At 40.3% G+C, this 238-nt stretch carries 1 protein-coding gene; it reads right to left on the reverse strand.

Annotated elements, in window-relative coordinates; all coding sequences use genetic code 11:
- Window positions 1–238 (reverse strand): hypothetical protein (locus EXE10_RS21365; protein WP_130114628.1); only part of this gene is annotated, 238 nt, incomplete at both ends.

Consider the following 238-nt stretch of genomic DNA (forward strand, 5'->3'; position numbering starts at 1 on the left):
GCTGTTGGCTTGGCGTTCTTCTGTTGTGTTGTCTGTGCTATTTGTATTTTGAGTTGTGCTTTGTTGGGTATGTTTCGGTGCCCAATTGCTTTCTTGTAGCAGTTTGTTGATCTGTTCTGTTAGATCTTTGGGTAGGTTGTTTTGGTTGTAGTAGTTTTTTTCAGTGATCAGAAATTCTTGATCTGAGCCATCGTGTTGGTCGATCTCAGGATGTTCAGTGAATTTAAACCAATAACCC

Origin of the sequence: Acinetobacter sp. WCHAc060033, from assembly GCF_004209125.1 — a bacterium.
GTDB classification, from domain to species: domain Bacteria; phylum Pseudomonadota; class Gammaproteobacteria; order Pseudomonadales; family Moraxellaceae; genus Acinetobacter; species Acinetobacter wuhouensis.